The sequence below is a fragment of the Xylanibacter sp. genome (assembly GCF_057607445.1).
The window spans coordinates 12,454-27,004 of sequence record NZ_DBLZAX010000025.1 but is presented as its reverse complement, the minus strand read 5'-3'; the positions used below and the strand labels follow the sequence as shown (position 1 = coordinate 27,004).

Sequence of the window (14,551 nt, the reverse complement as noted above, 5' to 3'; positions counted from 1 at the left end):
ACCACGAGGAAGAACGTGCGGATGGTGTCTATCACGAGGGCGGCGGCTTGGAACATCAGTTCCAGTATCTCGCGGAAGAAGTCGCGGATGCCCTTCTTCATCTTGTACATCCCCCGGTCGATATACATCCCCGCCATCGTCACCATGTCGGAGGGCGACCAGCCCAATTCCTCCAGTTGCTTGTCAAACTCCTCGTTGGACACGAGGTAGGCGGTTTCGGGATTGCGCACCATCGCCTCGTATTCCAGCCTGTCCTTCTGCTCCCGGTACTTGTTCATGTCCAAAGTCTGCGTTTCGAGCAGTTTCGCCGTACCCTGCACGACGGGCGAGAGGACGCTGTTTATCGTGCCAAGCACCACCGTAGGGAAGAACATGATGCACAGACCGACGGCAAAGGGGCGGAGCATCGGGAAGACGTCTATCGGTTCGGCTCTCGCCAACGACTGCCATACCCGGTAAGCGACATAGAAGAGCGCGCCCAGCCCGGCGATGCCTTTCGCCACGCCCGCCATGTCGGCGCACAGCGGCATCATCTGCTCGTAGAGCGAGCGGAGAATCTGGTGAAGGTTGTCGAACTCCATAGGCTACCAGTATCTTTCGTTCATACTGCCGTACAGCCCCATGATGCGGTCGAGGTCGTTTTTCTTCTTCGCACGCAGGTAGCTCACGCTGATGTTCTTGTTGGTGTAGTAGCTCACGAGGTTGCGGTAACGCTTCATCTTGGAGTGGCAGCGTTCCACCACGTCCATGCGCTCCTTGTCCGTCATGGAGAGCGTGGTGATGTTCACCACGTTCTTCAGCTCCGTCAGCACGTCGTTTGATTCCTCCAGCAGCTTCGTGTAGCCGAAGGCGATGGCTCCGAGTTCCTCCACCGTGAAGTTGTCGTCGCGCAGCATCTTCTGGAAGCTGGTCACGTAGATGTCCGTGATGTCGCCCACCATCAGGATGGTCTGCTGCACCTTGCGTGCGTCCTTGACCAGATTGTTCACCGATTTGAGGGGTAGGCTAAGCATCCAACGCCCTGCCGTATTACTACGGTGGGTTTTCGGAAGCTCGCCCCCAAACCGGACGTACACGTCTCCGCGTATCCGGCTTTCTACTAATAATATCAATCTATTCATTGTTACTGAGTTTTTTGTAACACTTACCACATATGGCAATAGTCTTTCGTTTGCGAGCCATCATTTGTTTTTCGCAGGTAGTTTTCCCTTGAAGATTTTTTAATTTTCTCACATGGTGCATCACTAACTTATCGACTACTCCACATAATTCACATTTTTCCGCTTTCAGCCTATCTATAAGACTTGTGTTTGTAGGATGATATGTGAATTTGGGCAAGTTGTCTAAATCCTTAATGTTCATTGGATTTTTCTTTTTGAACCCACCATGATAAAAGGTCAAGTCTTTGGCAGTACCGTTCTTTAAATAGTATCTAACTGAAAAAAGTCCATTCTTGGTGTACTTTTTTCGGATTTGCGACATCGTTGTCCGATATTTCTGCGCAAATGTTTTGTACATACTATATTTCATGATATACCCAAGTTTTGACAGACTACTACAATTATTAGCCAAACAATAGTAATTGTAAATGCCCTTTATTTCCTTGTTGTACCTGTCAAGTATCTCAAAGTCATTGTTGTTTGAAAGTTTGGGACGGGATTTTGCTTTCCAATACTCCTTGCCGTTGTGTATCTTTATTTCTAAAACACGATATTCGAGCAACTTTTTCTTAAACGTATCCTTTCCAAGTGCCAATTGTATCCTCTTATTGAAGACACGTCTTAGTACTCCGTATTTGCTTCTTTTGGTGTCATTGGATTTCCTTACAAAAATCTCATATCCGAGAAATTTTGCAGCGTTTTCAGCATGGGTGATAAGTGTTTTCTCATCGGACAGTGTAAGAGCCAACTTTTCATAGAGGAAGTTCTTTATGTCCTCTTTGATGATGATAGCATCTTGTTTACTGCCAATGATTCCAATTAGAAAATCATCCGCATATCTCACGTATTTGAGTTTTCTGTAGTTCATATCCATTTCGTCACCATCAGAATACTGCAAACCTTCTTTTTGATAAGCCTTATATTGTCTTATCAATTCTGACCTTTCATTTTTGTCTTTTACCACTTTCAACTTTTTCAGAATACGGTGTCGTTTGCCTTCAAGTGATACTGCCTGTTTGGTTCTTTTCCGTTCTTTCCCCTTATCAAATTTTTCAGTGTATTCCTTCATGAATTTATCCAACTTATCAAGGTATATGTTTGCCAAGATAGGGCTGACAATTCCGCCTTGCGGTGTTCCGCTGTAGGAGTTATGAAAGTTCCAGTCTTCGATATATCCTGCATTCAGAAATTTTCTAATCAAGCGAATAAATCTTTCGTCAGCGATACGTTCTTTCAGAATACCTATCAGTATCTCATGATTGATATTGTCGAAAAATCCCTTAATATCACCTTCTACGAACCATTTCACGCCCGAAAATGTCTTCTGAATATCAGACAAGGCAGTGTGGCAGCTTCTTAGGGGTCGGAAGCCATGCGACGTTTTTTCAAACTGTCTTTCATAGATGGCTTCCAATATCATTCTGACCACTTCCTGCAATAATTTATCGTTAAAAGCTGGTACACCTAATGGACGCATTTTCCCATTTTTCTTTGGGATATACACCCGTTTTGAGGGTTGGGGCTGATAACTCTCATCTTTCAACGATGTTATCAGTTGTTCAATTCGGTTCAGGCTCATTTGGTCAATGGTTTTCCCATCTGCACCTGCTGTCATATTGCCCGGTTTCGCATATATGCGTTGGTAGGCAACGTAATACATTTCCTCATTGAAAAAGATACGGTACAAGCGTTCGAACTTGTAATTCAAATTTTCACTGTGTTCCGTTAGACTGTTTAATACATACTCTGGACTTCTCATAATGTCTCTCACATTTTCCGTTATTTGCATTAAAATTATTAGCTGCTTCCCTTCGCCATGTACAGGGCTTTCCCCTGCTCAGACTACTACGGAAGCTCCGTTGCCTTGTCGGATTTTCATAGGTCTGTACCTAATAGCCTTGCGGCGTTCCGATTTAGGCAATCCCCGTTTACGATATAATAACATGGCTATGATAGATTATCGGATATGACTTCCGCCCGTTACCGCTTACTGCGGTTGTGCCGTAATTTGTTCCTGCCTCTACTACACGACGCTCGCAACAGAGGTATTACGGTATAGCGAGTTAAGTTATCTTTCACTATAAAACATACTGGGTTCACTTGGACTATCATTCAATCAGTTTGGATTTTATCCTCGTATCTATCTGTTTCATCTCACCATTCAGTTGCAATTTGATAACTAATTGACTTATGGCTTTCCAGCGTGCTATACTCCCTGCCGTCCTTTCGTGGGCAGATAAGCTGGTGATGATAGGTAAATATTGGAACACTTACCTAATAGCTTGCCAATGCTATATTTATTATATCGCCTATACGGGCGCACCGTCGTAATACTTCTTGCCCTGCTCGTAGATTTTCACCGTTTCCTGAAAGTTGTTCACCATGTTCGTGGCGGTCTTCGAGGTATGGATGATGTTCTTCGAGGCGTTGATGATGCCCTGCGCCAGATTGCCCGGATCGCTCACGACCCATTGGGCGGAAGCCCTGCCCGCGAAAAGCAGGCACAGGCAGATGACGAATGTTATTCTTGTTCTCATGTTTCTTTGGATTTTAGCGGTTCTTATTTTTCTGCCGGAGTTTCCGGCTGCGGCTTCACACGCACGTAGTCCCCGTTGGGTGAGAAGGTCAGCACGTCGGTAGCCTCGTTATACGCCACGTCGATGCGGAATCCCGTGTTCATGAACAGGTTGCCGTTCTCCTCCTGCAAGAGGTAGGTTTCCGGCTTCAGCCTGCGGCGGATGCCGCTCCGCTTGAAAACCGTCACCTTGTAGGCTTCTCCCTCCTTGTAGATAAGCACGTCGGGTTTGCCCTCCACGCTTTCCCAGTTTCCGCACAGCAGGTCGCGGCGGTTCTCCGCCACGTCGCAGGATTGCAGCACCATGACCGCCAGCCCGATTAAACACTTGCTGACTTGCAGCATCTTCATTCTTGATATGCTCATACGCTTTTCTTTTTTTGTTGATAAATCTGTTTTACTGATTATTGATTACTTATTGCTTGTTTCTCCGCCTTTCGGCAAGTTGCCGGATGGCGGCTTCGATGTCACCGCCCAATTGCTCTGCCAGACGGTACACCTCCACCTTTTCCGTTTCCTCGGTGGTGTACGCCAGATACTCTTCAGCACTGACCTCGGTGGCATAGACCGCCGACTGCGTGCCGCCCAAGCCTATCCACACCTCCTTGTAGAGCCGTGAGGGGTTGTTCGCCATGTTGATGGAGAGTATCTGCGACTTCTCCTTCTCCGTCAGTCCGAGCAACGCCTGAATCTGGTCGAACTTGTTCATGTACTTGCGCTGGTCGAGCAGGATTTTACAGTCCGAGTTGTTGATGATGCTCTCCTTGACGACGGGCGAGGAAATGATGTCGTCCACCTCCTGCGTCACCACGATTGCCTCACCGAAATACTTACGCACCGTCTTGTACATATAGCGCAGGTAGTCAGCCATATTTGCCGAAGAAAGAGCCTTCCAAGCCTCCTCCACGATAAGCTGCTTCCGCACCCCTTTCAGACGCCGCATCTTGTTGATGAAGGCTTCCATGATGATGATGGTCACTACCGGGAACAGTTCGCGGTTGTCCTTGATGGAGTCAATCTCGAAGACGATGAACCGTTTGCCCAGCAGGTCGATGTTCTCCGCCGAGTTGAGCAGGAAGTCATAGCGTCCGCCCCGGTAATACTGCCGCATGGTGGTGAGCATGTTGTCGATGTTGAAGTCCTCCTTCTCCACCTTGATGTCACGCTCCGCCAGTTCCCGGCGGTAGTCGTCGCGCATGTACTCGTAGAAGGTGTTGAACGAGGGGACGATGCTCCGGTCTGCCCTGATGCGCTCGATGTAGGCACTCACGGCACTGCCCAATTCCCCGCTTTCGGTTTTCGTCACCTTGTCGTCCTCCGACTTCCAGAGCGTCAGCAGCAGCGTCTTGATGCTGTCCTTCTTCTCCACGTCGAACACGTAGTCGTCGGTGTAGAACGGGTTGAAGCTGATGGGCTTCTCCTCCGTGTAGGTGAAATACACGCCGTCCGTGCCGCCCGTCTTGCGCCGTATCATCTCGCACAATCCCTGATAGGAGTTTCCCGTGTCCACCAATACCACATGCGCGCCCTGCTCGTAATATTGTCGCACGAGGTGGTTCATGAAGAACGACTTGCCACTGCCCGAAGGACCTAATACGAACTTGTTACGGTTGGTGGTGATGCCCCGCTTCATCGGCAGGTCACTGATGTCGAGGTGCAGCGGTTTTCCCGTGAGCCTGTCCACCATCTTGATGCCGAAGGGCGAGAGCGAACTGCGGTAGTTGGTTTCCTCCGTGAAGAGGCACACCGCCTGTTCGATGAAGGTATGGAAACTCTCTTCCGCCGGAAAGTCCGCCGCGTTGCCGGGCATAGCCGCCCAATAGAGTGTCGGGCAGTCGATGGTGTTGTGGCGAGGCACGCACTCCATGCTTGCCAGCTGGCTGCCCACGTCGTTCTTTATGTGTTTCAGCTCTTCCGCGTCGTCGCTCCACGCCATGACGTTGAAGTGCGCCCGCACCGAGGTCAGCCCGTAGGAGTGCGCCTCGTTCAGGTAGCGGTCTATCCACTCGCGGTTGATGCTGTTGCTCCTCGAATAGCGCGAGAGCGACTGCATATTCCTTGCGGACTTCTCGAATTTTTGGAGGTTCTCCTCGCTGTTGTCGATAATCACGTACTGGTTGTAGATGTGGTTGCAGGAGAGCAGCAGCCCCACCGGGGATGCGAAGGAGAGGCGGCAGTCCGAGCGGTCGGTGGAGAGTTTCTCATACCGGGTGTCGGTAGCCACCGTGCCGGGCAGATCCTCCGCGTCGGACAGGGTGTGCAGGCACAGGCGGTTGTCGCCGATGCGCATTTCCCGTGCCGAGAGGTCGATGTCCTGCAACGTGGCGTCGCCTTCGGGCATGAGCGAGAAGTAACGCTCTATCAGTCCGGCTTTGCCGTCCGTCCCCACAATCTCGTCGGTGGAGAGGCGGCGCAGCCTGACAAAGCCGCTGTCGTTGATGATACGCTCGAACTGTTCCGCAGCCTCCATGAACTTCGCGGCGGTTTCCTTGTCCAGCTCCTTCGGGATGATATGCCCACGGCACAGCGTGCTGAAATTGCTCTGCATCCGGTTACGCTCCTTCGTCGTCTTGGTCAGGTAGAGGTAGCACGTGTGCTTCAGGTACGGACGCTCGTTGAAGTGACGCTCGAAAGAGCGGCTTAAAAAGCTCATGTCGTCCTTGTGAAGTTCCGGCGTGTACTTCTCCTTGATGAACCAGTCCTGCTTGTGGACGACGGAGAAGTCCGGCAGCACCTTGATTGCCTTGCACCAGCAGCCGTGTATCGCCTCGTACTCCGCGCCCGTCACGGTGTAAAGCTCCGGCAGCTCCACCTCGAAAGCCACCGTGATGTCGGCGTCTTTGGAGATGATGCAGCCTTGTTCCACCGCCAATAGCGGGAACTTGTTTTCCAGTGTTGTCATTTTGGATGTATTCCTCATGTCGTTTCTTCCTTTCGTTTCCGTTTGAATAATCGGGTGATCCGCCGCCGGTTGATAAGGTATCGGGGATGGCTCCTTGTTGCCCCTAATTTCATAAGCCCGTGTTCGCCGTACCGGGCGTTCAGCGCGAAGGTCTGCCATACGAGGACGGAGGACGATGCCACGCCGAAGCCGATACATACCCACTGGTCGATGCCGACCATGTAGAGGATGACGAACAGGACGAAGAGAGCCAGCAGACCTCCGCAGAAGATGAAGAGGTACTGAGCCTTCAAGCCCTTGAATTCTACCGGACGGCCGATACCCTTGTTTATCGGGTATTCAGCCATACATCGTTTATTAAAGGAAGAATGAGCGCAGGATGGTGGCGGCGACAATCAGGAAGATGCACGCCCCGAACCACGAGGCGGCAGTCTTGGAGGTGTCGGGGTCGCCGGACGAGAATTTCCCATATACTTTCACGCCCCCGATAAGCCCGACTACCGCGCCGATGGCGTAGATGAGTTTCGTGCCGGGGTCGAAGTACGAACTCACCATAGAGGTGGCTTCGTTGATGCCCGCGATGCCGTTTCCCTGTGCGAAGGCGGAGGCGGTTGCGGCAATCATAAGTGCCGCAGAGAGGATAAACTTTTGTCTGATGTTCTTGTTCATAAACTGTTCTTGTTTTTGCCGTCAAAAGAGTGGATGGTCCTTTGTCGGGCAGTTGATACTCGGTTACTTTACTTTGGTTTAGTGGATTGCCCGTTTGTTTCTACGGACTTGGGTGTGTCCGTTGCGGACCGGCTGTACCTTGTACTGCCGTGCGCGTGGGTGATGCCGTCTTACGTTTTCATTTTCATTCTTTTTTACTCGTTATACATAGTTGCGGATGTCGAAGTCCTCAATATTGTCCGGGACTACAAAATCCTTTTTCGGTTTCTTCAGCCGGATTTCGATAAGCCCCTTGATGCGGATGCTCATTTCAGACGAGCCGGTCATCAGCTTCTCGTACAGCTCCGTCCCTTCCATGTCGGTGAAGACTTTTGCCGCCCGCTCCCGTTCCGTCGTTGTCGCTTCCGGGTTCTTGGCGGTTCTGACCGCATCGTCTATCTCGTCGAAGCTGCTTCCGGATGCCCTCGGTGCGTCGGACGTTTCTTCCTCCGGCTCGTCCTCCCCGAACTCCAGTTCCGAAGGCGTGAGGCTCGTGAAGGTTTCGTCGAGTTTATCCTCCGGGACTTGGGCGGGACGGGATACGGTTTCCGTGTTTCCGTCGTCAAAAGTAGCCTCTTCCTCCGTCAGCTCAATGCCTTTTTCCGAAGTGGCGGCTTCTTGCGTCGGTATGGCAGCGGTTGTCCGGGTCGATGCCATCCTGAAACGGCTCTTGCCGATGATGTCCGCTGGGGTCTCTGCGGGCGGTGTTACCCTTGCCGTTTCGGGCTTTGCAGCCGTGCCGCCCAACGACCGCCACAGTCCGGCTATGCTTCTTAGGAAGCGGACAAGTCTGGTTTCCATGATCCTGTCATAAAGGAGCAGGAACAGGAACCACAGGTTGCAGCCGACCGATACGGTCAGCAGAATCATAGTCATGTTCATAGCTCTACTTTGGGGACTGAATCCAACATACGGTTGATTTCGGCACGGTGTGTCTGGAAATGTTCGTTAAGCACATTGTCCAGATAGTCGGCGATGGTCAGGTTTCCCTTACCTAATAAATAGGTGATTTCGGTTATCACGCTGTGGTTTGCCAAACTGATGTACACTTGCTTTCCCTCTCTCGCCTTGATTCCTGATTTTTTCAGGAAGGCGCGATAATCATTCTTCTTTCCTTTCATGTCTGTTACTTTTTGAGGATTAAAATACTGCGTCGTAATTCCGGGCGTAAAGGCTTTTTATCGCCTCCTCGCACTGGTTGAAGTGGTGCGTAAGCACATGGTCGATGTAGGCGGACAGCGACAGCCGGTCATGCCCGATCACACGGGTGATACGCATGATGCGGTCGTGATACTCCGGGCGCACATACGCCATCTTTCCCTCGCGTGCCTTCACTTCGGCTTCACGGATGAACAGCCGTTCATAGTCCTTCTCACCGCATTTGCCGCCTAACGGCACGGGAGAGAGGATTTCCACACTCGCCTGCACTTGGGCAAGCATACCGCCGCCGTCATGCTGCGGACTTCTGTTTTTCTGGTTCTTTTCCATATTCAAATCAAGTCTTCACGTTGTTTCTTGTACAGTTCGTTTATTTTCTCCTTGTGCTGTTCCAGATGTTGGCGCAGCACGGTGTCCACGTAGCCGCCTACCGAGATTTCACGTCCGGCGATGTCGTTCACGATTTTGAGAATCTTGCTGTGGACATCGCGGCTGATATAGACGCACTGGCGCGTCTTTATCTCGTTGCGGCGGAGGAACAGCCCGGAATAGTCGTCCTCCTGCCGTTTGCGGCGGACGGTGTCCCTCTGCGGTTTTTCTTTTGCCGTGGATTGCACGGGCGGCGGTTCCGTTTCCGGGACGCTTTCTTCTTCGGGAGCAGGCGCGGGCGGCTCCTGCGCGTGGTACAGGATCCCGTCCTGCCTGCGTCTGCCGATGGAGGCTATCAACAGTTCCTCGTCGATGCCTTCGGTGTTCACTTTCCTGCTGCCCATGATTATTGAGGTCTGATGATACGGCTTATCTCTTCCGAGAACTCACGGATGCCGCTCCCTTTCAGCAGGGACGCATCCATCGGGAAGATGGTCGAGCGGAACACGCTCTTGCGCTCTTCCGAAAGGTCGCGCCGGAACTTCTTGCTGTCGGGCAGGCGGGTGGACAGCACCGGCAGCCCCATCTCGGCGATCACATCCTCATACAGGTCGTAAAGCCCGTTCTTCTCCCTGCCGTCCACCATCGTCCAGAACAGGTACAGCCCTTTTGTTTTCGCCTGTCCCGTCGTCATGAGGTTGTCACGGAACATCACGGCGAATTGCAGGGTGCTTTCCACGACAAAACGGTCGGCACTCATGGGCGCGAAGATGTAGTCCATCTGCGAGAGGGTCTTGACCACGCCGTTGCTTTTCAGGGTTCCCGGCATGTCGAAGAACACGACGTCGGGTTTCACCTCTTCTGCGGCAAGCATCCTTTCGGCATCATCGAGGGCGTTAAGGGCGTCGCTTGCGATGACCGGGTAGGCGTTCTTCCTTATCTTGCGGAAGTGGTCACACGCGAGTGCCTTGAAATAGAGGCTTCCGCCGATAAGTCCCGTTTCACGTTCACGCAACCCGTGTATGCTGTGTTGCGGGGCGTCGCAGTCCATGACGGCGACATTGTGTCCTTTCACGTTGTGGAGGTAGTTGGCGGAAAGTGCCGTGACGGTGGATTTGCCGATGCCCCCTTTCTGTGTTGCGAATGCAACGAATGTTTCATTACTCATGGTTCTGTTGGTTTTAATGGTTGATGAATTGTTTTCCTGCTCCGATACGGAATCGGTGACATGTATATCCGCGTCAGCGAATCTCCGCCTGTCCGGTTCGTCACGTATCCGCTTCAACGGTGAGGCAGGGATTCGGATAACTGGTGAATGACGACATTGCGTCATGAAGTCATTGAATCCGTGAATCACCGCGTCATTGGAAAGCCGGGTATCCGAAGGTTCGGGTATCCGGTCAGGCAAATAGCCGCCAAAGCGGTTTGCCGGGTATTTGAAAGCCTCATTTTTCATATCTTCAAATCGTTCGTTTCTTGAATCATGCTGCAAATAAACAAGGATATTTTTGAATCCGTACCACTTCCCCGGCAAGTGGCGGCATGTTGCGCCGGTTGGCACTGACTGTCCGGGTCAAGCCTCTGTCCGATACCGCTTTAAGGGCGTAACTTTGCACCCGAACGGCAGGGTTCGCCGCAGGTGGCGCAGCCCGGAGTTTGAAAGGCATTCCCCCAATCCGTCCCCGACGGATTTTTATGTTCGCCGGAACATAGCAAGATGTCTTTTCAGCCGCTCAAAATATTTTGAGCAGCCACGAAAAGCACTTGCCCTTGCAGGGGGCGGGCTTTCCCTCCGAAGTCGGGAAGCCTTTCAGAACTGCGGTGCTGTAATCCGAAGCGGCGGCTTATGCCGTCAATCCGCTAAATCCAAAGTAATATGAAAGAGAAAAGGAAAAGCAAATCAGGGAGAAATCCCAAACTTGATCCGGCGGTGTACCGGTACACCGTCCGTTTCAACGAGGAGGAACACAACCGTTTCCTCGCCATGTTCGGAAAATCGGGTGTCTATGCACGGTCTGTTTTCCTCAAAGCGCACTTCTTCGGGCAACCGTTCAAGGTGCTGAAGGTGGACAAGACGTTGGTGGACTATTACACCAAACTGTCGGATTTTCATGCACAATTCCGTGCCGTGGGTACGAATTACAACCAAGTCGTGAAGGAACTGAGGCTGCATTTTTCAGAGAAAAAGGCGATGGCGTTGCTCTACAAATTAGAGCAACACACCGTCGAACTCGTGAAACTGAGCCGCCGGATTGTGGAACTTTCAAGGGAAATGGAGGCAAAATGGTCGCAAAAATCAGTGTAGGAAGTTCGTTGTACGGCGCGATTGCCTACAACGGGGAGAAGATTAACGAGGCGCAGGGGCGGCTTCTCACCACCAACCGCATCTACAATGACGGTTCGGGAACGGTGGACATAGGCAAGGCGATGGAGGGTTTTCTCACCTTCCTGCCACCGCAGATGAAGATCGAGAAGCCGGTGGTGCATATCTCTCTCAACCCGCACCCGGAGGATGTGCTGACCGATATTGAGTTGCAGAATATCGCCCGCGAGTATCTGGAAAAACTCGGTTTCGGAAACCAGCCTTATCTTGTATTCAAGCACGAGGACATCGACCGCCACCACCTGCACATCGTGACGGTCAACGTGGACGAGAACGGGAAAAGGCTCAACCGGGATTTTCTCTACCGCCGCAGCGACCGTATCCGCAGGGAACTGGAACAGAAGTACGGATTGCATCCGGCAGAACGTAAAAATCAGAGATTGGATAATCCGTTGCGCAAGGTGGCCGCATCGGCAGGTGATGTGAAGAAGCAGGTAGGCAACACCGTGAAGGCTCTGAATGGGCAGTACCGTTTCCAGACGATGGGCGAATACCGTGCGCTCCTTTCCTTATATAATATGACGGTGGAGGAAGCGAGGGGCAACGTGCGCGGACGGGAGTATCACGGGCTGGTCTATTCCGTCACGGACGACAAGGGTAACAAGGTGGGCAACCCGTTCAAATCCTCGCTTTTCGGGAAGTCCGCAGGCTATGAAGCCGTACAGAAGAAGTTTGTCCGTTCCAAATCGGAAATCAAGGATAGGAAACTGGCAGACATGACGAAACGCACCGTCCTTTCCGTGCTGCAAGGCACTTATGACAAGGACAAATTTGTATCCCAACTCAAAGAGAAGGGCATCGACACCGTACTGCGCTACACAGAGGAAGGGCGCATCTATGGGGCTACCTTCATCGACCACCGCACGGGATGCGTGCTGAACGGTTCGCGCATGGGTAAGGAGCTTTCGGCGAATGCCTTGCAGGAACACTTCACCCTGCCATACGCCGGACAACCGCCGATACCGCTATCCATCCCTGTGGATGCTGCGGACAAGGCACACGGGCAGACCGCCTACGACAGTGAAGATATATCGGGCGGTATGGGCTTGCTCACTCCCGAAGGTCCGGCGGTAGATGCCGAGGAAGAGGCTTTCATCCGGGCGATGAAGCGCAAAAAGAAGAAAAAACGCAAGGGCTTGGGTATGTAATCAGAGTATCAACAATTAAAAAATCAATGTATGTCACAACAAGAAGACGATTTGAGGGCATTGGCGAAAATCATGGATTTTCTGCGTGCCGTGAGTATCATTTTAGTGGTCATGAACGTGTACTGGTTCTGCTACGAAGCCATCCGGCTGTGGGGCGTGAACATCGGCGTGGTGGACAAAATCCTTCTGAACTTCGACCGCACGGCGGGGCTGTTCCATTCCATTCTCTACACGAAGCTGTTTTCCGTCCTTTTGCTTGCCTTGTCCTGTCTGGGTACGAAGGGTGTCAAGGGTGAGAAAATCACTTGGGGGAGAATCTGGACAGCATTTGCCGTCGGGTTCGTGCTGTTTTTCCTGAACTGGTGGTTGCTGCCCCTGCCGCTGCCGCTTGAAGCGGTGACGGGACTGTATGTCCTTACCATTGGAACGGGCTATGTCTGCCTGTTGATGGGTGGTCTGTGGATGAGCCGCCTGTTGAAACACAATTTGATGGAGGATGTTTTCAACAACGAGAACGAGAGTTTCATGCAGGAAACGAGGCTTATCGAAAGCGAGTATTCGGTCAATCTGCCGACACGTTTCTATTACAGGAAACGCTGGAACAACGGTTGGATCAATGTAGTTAATCCCTTCCGTGCGTCCATCGTGTTGGGTACGCCGGGCAGCGGCAAGTCCTATGCCGTGGTAAACAATTTTATCAAGCAACAGATTGAAAAGGGCTTTAGTCAATACATCTACGATTTCAAGTATCCCGACCTATCTACTATTGCCTACAACCATTTGCTGAACCACCCGGACGGCTACAAGGTAAAGCCGAAGTTCTATGTGATCAACTTCGACGACCCGCGACGCTCTCATCGGTGCAATCCCATTCACCCGGATTTTATGGAAGATATTACGGATGCCTATGAGAGTGCCTACACAATAATGCTCAACCTCAATAAAACGTGGGTGCAAAAGCAGGGCGACTTCTTCGTGGAGTCACCTATCATTCTGTTTGCCAGTATTATCTGGTATCTCAAAATCTATCAGAACGGGAAGTTTTGCACGTTTCCCCATGCTATCGAGTTTCTGAACCGCCGTTACGAGGATATATTTCCGATACTGACCTCTTATCCGGAGCTGGAGAACTACCTTTCGCCGTTCATGGATGCGTGGCTTGGAGGGGCTGCGGAGCAGCTCATGGGTCAGATAGCGTCGGCAAAAATCCCGCTTTCGAGGATGATTTCACCGCAGCTCTACTGGGTGATGTCAGACAGCGAGTTTACGCTGGACATCAACAATCCCGAAGAGCCGAAAATCCTCTGCGTGGGTAACAATCCCGACCGTCAGAATATCTACGGTGCGGCACTCGGTCTGTATAATTCCCGTATCGTGAAGCTCATCAACAAGAAGGGGATGCTGAAGTCATCGGTCATCATCGACGAGTTGCCCACAATATACTTCAAAGGGTTGGACAATCTTATAGCTACCGCCCGAAGCAACAAGGTTGCCGTGTGTCTGGGCTTTCAGGATTTCAGCCAGTTAGTGCGTGACTACGGGGACAAAGAGGCGAAAGTGGTGATGAACACTGTCGGCAATATTTTCTCCGGTCAGGTGGTGGGGGAAACAGCCAAGACGCTCTCCGAGCGGTTCGGTAAGGTGTTGCAGAAACGGCAGTCCATCTCCATCAACCGGCAGGATGTTTCCACCTCCATCAACACGCAGATGGACGCGCTCATTCCACCGAGTAAGATTTCCGGGCTTACGCAGGGAATGTTTGTCGGTTCTGTATCCGACAACTTCAACGAGCGTATCGAGCAGAAGATTTTTCATTGCGAGATTGTGGTGGATGCCGAAAAGGTGAAACGGGAAGAAAGTGCCTACAAGAAAATTCCCGTCATTACAAACTTCACGGACGAGGACGGCAACGACCGCATGAAGGAAACGGTGCAGGCGAACTACCGGCGCATCAAGGAAGAGGTGAAGCAGATTGTGCAGGAGGAACTGGAGCGTATCAAAAACGATCCGGTGCTGTGTAAACTGCTACCAGATAATGAGACTGTCTAACAAGTCCCCAAAATTGAAAATTATCCCTATCGAAGTTTGAAGTGACCCCCAAAAGTTGGATACAATTTTTTTGGGGGGCACTTCAGTTCTGACGGGTAA

Annotated in this window: 14 protein-coding genes and 2 pseudogenes; 3 read left to right on the top strand and 13 right to left on the bottom strand. The window is 51.5% G+C overall.

Annotated features, from left to right (window positions below):
• The 13 genes and pseudogenes from traJ to ACZMIG_RS13990 all read right to left on the bottom strand — a co-directional run.
• On the bottom strand, positions 1-581 hold a 581-nt coding region (gene traJ / locus ACZMIG_RS14050; protein WP_487889711.1), incomplete at its 3' end, for a conjugative transposon protein TraJ.
• Positions 582-584: 3 nt separating this feature from the next.
• A pseudogene (locus ACZMIG_RS14045) lies at positions 585-998 on the bottom strand (DUF4141 domain-containing protein); the annotation flags it as partial.
• A 115-nt stretch (positions 999-1,113) separates the two neighbouring features.
• The gene (locus ACZMIG_RS14040) at positions 1,114-2,919 is read right to left on the bottom strand and encodes a reverse transcriptase/maturase family protein (RefSeq protein WP_025066979.1); all 1,806 of its coding nucleotides are present in this window, start codon (positions 2,917-2,919) and stop codon (positions 1,114-1,116) included.
• 565 nt (positions 2,920-3,484) lie between these two features.
• Positions 3,485-3,697 (bottom strand): annotated as a pseudogene (locus ACZMIG_RS14035) (DUF4141 domain-containing protein); the annotation flags it as partial.
• A 23-nt stretch (positions 3,698-3,720) separates the two neighbouring features.
• Positions 3,721-4,101 carry a DUF3876 domain-containing protein gene (locus ACZMIG_RS14030; protein ID WP_005850486.1) on the bottom strand — a complete coding sequence of 127 codons (381 nt, stop codon included), beginning with the start codon at positions 4,099-4,101 and terminating at the stop codon, positions 3,721-3,723.
• Between the two features lie 49 nt (positions 4,102-4,150).
• Positions 4,151-6,655, bottom strand: coding sequence for a TraG family conjugative transposon ATPase (locus tag ACZMIG_RS14025; protein WP_005850488.1), 2,505 nt, complete (start codon positions 6,653-6,655; stop codon positions 4,151-4,153).
• A complete protein-coding gene (locus ACZMIG_RS14020) occupies positions 6,652-6,984 on the bottom strand; it encodes a DUF4133 domain-containing protein (protein WP_005944155.1) in 333 nt (110 codons plus the stop codon). Before ACZMIG_RS14020 ends, ACZMIG_RS14025 begins: the two co-directional genes overlap by 4 nt.
• Positions 6,985-6,994: 10 nt before the next feature.
• Entirely contained in the window at positions 6,995-7,306 is a 312-nt protein-coding gene (locus tag ACZMIG_RS14015; RefSeq protein WP_005850490.1) for a DUF4134 domain-containing protein, read from the bottom strand.
• Between the two features lie 201 nt (positions 7,307-7,507).
• On the bottom strand, positions 7,508-8,227 hold the full coding sequence (locus ACZMIG_RS14010) for a hypothetical protein (RefSeq protein WP_005850492.1): 720 nt from the start codon (positions 8,225-8,227) through the stop codon (positions 7,508-7,510).
• Positions 8,224-8,466 (bottom strand): DUF3408 domain-containing protein, encoded by a 243-nt coding sequence (locus ACZMIG_RS14005; RefSeq protein ID WP_005850494.1) that lies wholly within the window; start codon positions 8,464-8,466, stop codon positions 8,224-8,226. The genes ACZMIG_RS14010 and ACZMIG_RS14005 overlap by 4 nt, the downstream gene beginning before the upstream one ends.
• Before the next feature lie 19 nt (positions 8,467-8,485).
• Positions 8,486-8,833 carry a DUF3408 domain-containing protein gene (locus ACZMIG_RS14000; protein WP_005850496.1) on the bottom strand — a complete coding sequence of 116 codons (348 nt, stop codon included), beginning with the start codon at positions 8,831-8,833 and terminating at the stop codon, positions 8,486-8,488.
• A gap of 2 nt (positions 8,834-8,835) precedes the next feature.
• Positions 8,836-9,276 (bottom strand): DUF3408 domain-containing protein, encoded by a 441-nt coding sequence (locus ACZMIG_RS13995; RefSeq protein WP_005850519.1) that lies wholly within the window; start codon positions 9,274-9,276, stop codon positions 8,836-8,838.
• Positions 9,277-9,278: 2 nt separating this feature from the next.
• On the bottom strand, positions 9,279-10,328 hold the full coding sequence (locus tag ACZMIG_RS13990) for a ParA family protein (protein WP_075316682.1): 1,050 nt from the start codon (positions 10,326-10,328) through the stop codon (positions 9,279-9,281).
• Positions 10,329-10,748: 420 nt separating this feature from the next.
• Here ACZMIG_RS13990 and mobA point away from each other — a divergent pair, with 420 nt between their 5' ends.
• The 3 genes from mobA to mobC are packed head-to-tail and all read left to right on the top strand — an operon-like array spanning position 10,749 to position 14,452.
• Positions 10,749-11,177 (top strand): conjugal transfer protein MobA, encoded by a 429-nt coding sequence (mobA, locus tag ACZMIG_RS13985; RefSeq protein WP_004291488.1) that lies wholly within the window; start codon positions 10,749-10,751, stop codon positions 11,175-11,177.
• A complete protein-coding gene (mobB, locus tag ACZMIG_RS13980) occupies positions 11,156-12,403 on the top strand; it encodes a conjugal transfer protein MobB (RefSeq protein ID WP_004291483.1) in 1,248 nt (415 codons plus the stop codon). The genes mobA and mobB overlap by 22 nt, the downstream gene beginning before the upstream one ends.
• A gap of 30 nt (positions 12,404-12,433) precedes the next feature.
• Positions 12,434-14,452, top strand: coding sequence for a conjugal transfer protein MobC (gene mobC, locus ACZMIG_RS13975; RefSeq protein WP_004291482.1), 2,019 nt, complete (start codon positions 12,434-12,436; stop codon positions 14,450-14,452).
• Positions 14,453-14,551 lie beyond the last annotated feature (99 nt).

Coding starts and splice junctions, on each gene's coding strand:
- ACZMIG_RS14005 (WP_005850494.1), bottom strand. CDS start 8,466: ATGAAAGGAAAGAAGAATGATTATCGCGCCTTCCTGAAAAAATCAGGA.
- mobC (WP_004291482.1), top strand. CDS start 12,434: ATGTCACAACAAGAAGACGATTTGAGGGCATTGGCGAAAATCATGGAT.
- ACZMIG_RS13990 (WP_075316682.1), bottom strand. CDS start 10,328: ATGAAAAATGAGGCTTTCAAATACCCGGCAAACCGCTTTGGCGGCTAT.
- mobB (WP_004291483.1), top strand. CDS start 11,156: ATGGTCGCAAAAATCAGTGTAGGAAGTTCGTTGTACGGCGCGATTGCC.
- ACZMIG_RS14010 (WP_005850492.1), bottom strand. CDS start 8,227: ATGAACATGACTATGATTCTGCTGACCGTATCGGTCGGCTGCAACCTG.
- ACZMIG_RS14040 (WP_025066979.1), bottom strand. CDS start 2,919: ATGAGAAGTCCAGAGTATGTATTAAACAGTCTAACGGAACACAGTGAA.
- ACZMIG_RS14025 (WP_005850488.1), bottom strand. CDS start 6,655: ATGAGGAATACATCCAAAATGACAACACTGGAAAACAAGTTCCCGCTA.
- mobA (WP_004291488.1), top strand. CDS start 10,749: ATGAAAGAGAAAAGGAAAAGCAAATCAGGGAGAAATCCCAAACTTGAT.
- ACZMIG_RS14000 (WP_005850496.1), bottom strand. CDS start 8,833: ATGGAAAAGAACCAGAAAAACAGAAGTCCGCAGCATGACGGCGGCGGT.
- ACZMIG_RS14015 (WP_005850490.1), bottom strand. CDS start 7,306: ATGAACAAGAACATCAGACAAAAGTTTATCCTCTCTGCGGCACTTATG.
- ACZMIG_RS14020 (WP_005944155.1), bottom strand. CDS start 6,984: ATGGCTGAATACCCGATAAACAAGGGTATCGGCCGTCCGGTAGAATTC.
- ACZMIG_RS13995 (WP_005850519.1), bottom strand. CDS start 9,276: ATGGGCAGCAGGAAAGTGAACACCGAAGGCATCGACGAGGAACTGTTG.
- ACZMIG_RS14030 (WP_005850486.1), bottom strand. CDS start 4,101: ATGAGCATATCAAGAATGAAGATGCTGCAAGTCAGCAAGTGTTTAATC.